This window comes from Micromonospora sp. NPDC002717 (genome assembly GCF_040295705.1).
Taxonomy (GTDB): Bacteria; Actinomycetota; Actinomycetes; order Mycobacteriales; family Micromonosporaceae; genus Micromonospora.
The window spans coordinates 1-3126 of record NZ_JBEOVW010000081.1; the positions used below are offsets into that span (position 1 = coordinate 1).

The following is a 3126-nucleotide window of genomic DNA, read 5'->3' on the forward strand; positions in this document are numbered from 1 at the left end:
CAGGCCGGACGGTGGGCGCGCTGGCTCGCCGCCGACGAGGCCCCGCGCCCGCTGGACGTGGCCTGGTCCTCGGCCACCACCCGGCCGGCGCTGGAGCGCCGGGCGGTCCTGGCCGCCGTCGACCGGGACGATCTGGTCGCGGCGCTGACCTCCCTCGCCAGCGGCGACCCCGCCGGTACGGTCGTCTCCGGCGCTACCGGGCAGCGGGCCCAACTCGCCCTGCTCTTCTCCGGCCAGGGCGCGCAGCGTGCGGGCATGGGCCGGGAACTGGCGGCCCGCTTCCCGGTGTTCGCGACCGCGCTCGACGAGGTGTGCGCGCAGCTCGACCCGCTGCTGCCGCGTCCGTTGCGGGAGGTGCTGTTCGCCGAGGCGGGCACCCCGGAGGCCGGGCTGCTGGACCAGACGGTGTTCACGCAGGCCGGGTTGTTCGCGGTTGAGGTGGCCCTGTTCCGTTTGGTGGAGTCGTTCGGTGTGGTGCCGGACATGTTGGCCGGTCATTCGATCGGTGAGATCACGGCCGCGCACGTGGCCGGGGTGTTGTCCCTGGGCGATGCCGCCGCGTTGGTGGCGGCGCGGGGTCGGTTGATGCAGGCCCTGCCGGCCGGCGGCGGGATGCTCGCCGTGGCCGCTGACGAGGCGGCGGTGGTGGAGTCGATCGCCGGGCTGACGGATCGGGTCGGGATCGCGGCGGTGAACGGGCCTGCCGCCGTGGTGGTCTCTGGCGAGGTCGAGGCTTTGGACGCGGTGGAGCGGGCCTGGCAGGGCCGGGGTGCCCGGACCCGTCGGCTCACCGTCAGTCACGCGTTCCACAGTCCGCTGATGGAGCCGATGCTGGCGGAGTTCCGTGCGGTCCTGGACGGGTTGACGTTCTCCGCGCCGTTGCTGCCGGTCGTGTCGAACGTGACCGGTGCGCTGGCCGACCCGGACGAGATCCGCACGGTCGACTACTGGGTCCGCCACGTGCGTGAGGCCGTCCGGTACGCCGACGGCGTCAGCGCCCTGCGGGCCGCCGGTGTGGACACCTTCCTGGAGGTGGGGCCGCAGAGCGTGCTGACCGCGATGGCGGCGGACATCCTGCCCGACGACGCCGTGCTGGCCGTCGCCGCCCAGCGCAAGGACCGGCCGGAGACGCACGCGCTGCTGCACGCCCTGGCCGAGTTGCACGTCCACGGTGTGCCGGTGACCTGGCAGCCGTGGTTCACCGACACCGGCGCACGCCGGGTCGACCTGCCCACGTACGCCTTCCAGCACCAGCGCTACTGGCCCGCCGCCAACCGGGCGCGGATGGGTGACGTGTCCGGGGCGGGACTGGCCCGCGCCGAGCACCCGCTGCTCGGCGCGACGGTGGACCTGGCCGGCGACGACGAGATGGTGCTGACCGGCCGGATCTCCCTGGCCACGCACCCCTGGCTGGCCGACCACGCGGTCTCCGGCGTGACGCTGGTCCCGGGCACGGCGTTGGTCGAGCTGGCCGTGCGTGCCGGCGACGAGGTGGGCCTCTCCCGACTGCGGGAGTTGACCGTGGCCGCCCCGCTGGTCGTCCCCGGCAGCGGGGGCGTGCGGATCCAGGTGCGGGTGGACGGGGCTGTCGACTCCGCGCACCGCACCGTCGCCGTCTACTCCCGCCCGGACGACGACCCCGAGGCGGGCTGGACCCGGCACGCGGAGGGCGTGCTGGAGTCGTCCACCGCCGACGAGCCGGACATGGTCGCCTGGCCCCCCGCTGGCGGGTCCGAGGTGGACCTGGCGGACTGGTACCCGACGCTGGCGGAGCACGGCCTGGCGTACGGGCCGGTCTTCCAGGGGCTCCGGCGCGCCTGGACCAGCGGCGGCGACGTGTTCGCCGAGGTGGTCCTGCCGGACTACGCCGCGACGGAGGCCGCCCGGTTCGGCGTACACCCGGCGCTGCTGGACGCCGCCCTGCACCCGATCGGGCTGCTGGGTTCGCAGGAGTCGGGTCGGCCGCGGGTGCCGTTCGCGTTCGAGGGCGTGCAGGTGCATGCCTCGGGCGCCGGCGTGCTGCGGGTGCGCCTGACCCGCAACGGCTCCGGAGTGCGGCTGGCGGCGTACGACGAGGCGGGCGCACCGGTGGTGTCGGTCGACTCGCTCGTCCTGCGGGAGCTGACCGGCGTGGCCGCGCCGGGCGCCGCCTCGCGGTCGCTGTTCGAGCTGCGGTGGCCGACCGTGGAGGCCACCCCCGGTGGGGAGACGTCCGGGTGGGCGCTGCTGGCGGGCGGCCGGGAGGTGCCCGCCGAACTGGCGGCACGGGTCCGGCTGGTCGCGTACCCGGATGTGGCGGCGGTCGCGGGGGAGGAGTCCGTCCCTCGGGCGCTGCTGCTTCCGGTGTTCCCCGCGTCCGGATCGGCGGTGGGGACGCCGGATGCGGTCCGGGCGGTGACCTCGGACGCGCTGGCGACGGTGCGGTCCTGGCTCGCCGCGGACGCCCTGGCGGATGCGCGGCTGGTGGTGGTGACCCGGGGCGCGGTCTCGGTCGGGGTCGAGGATCGGGTCAGCGACCTGGCGGGTGCGGCGGTGTGGGGTCTGCTGCGGTCGGCGCAGTCGGAACACCCGGGCCGCATCGTCCTCGCGGACGTCGACGGTGACCTGGACGCCGCGCTGGTGACCACGCTCGACGGCGTCCTGCGGGAACCGGCCACGACCGGCGGTCAGTTGGCCGTCCGCAGGGGCGCGGTGTACTCGCCCCGCCTGGTCCGGGCGGGCCTCACGGTGACGGCGGGGACGCCGAACCTGGGTGACGGCGCGGTGCTGGTGACCGGCGGCACGGGCGCGCTCGGTGCGCTCGTGGCGGAGCACCTGGTGTCGTCGTGGGGCGTACGGTCGCTGGTGCTCGTGTCGCGGCGGGGCATGGAGGCCGCGGGTGCTGGCGAGCTGGCGCAGCGGTTGACCGCGTCGGGCGCCGCCGTGCGGGTGGTGGCCTGTGACGTGACGGACCGGGGCCAGGTCGACGCGCTGGTCGCCGACATCACCGCCGAGGGCCGGCTGGCGGGTGTGGTGCACACGGCCGGCGTGCTGGACGACGGGGTGGTCGAGGGGCTCACCGCGGAGCGGCTCGGGGCCGTGTTGGCACCGAAGGTGTCGGCGGGCTGGTGGCTGCACGAGGCGACG

Annotated in this window: 1 protein-coding gene; it reads left to right on the forward strand. The window is 75.7% G+C overall.

All coding sequences use genetic code 11. The features are described 5' to 3' along the window. Nucleotides 1-3126, forward strand: a 3126-nt coding sequence (locus tag ABT006_RS34900; RefSeq protein ID WP_350712738.1) for an SDR family NAD(P)-dependent oxidoreductase, incomplete at both ends; no start/stop codon positions are given.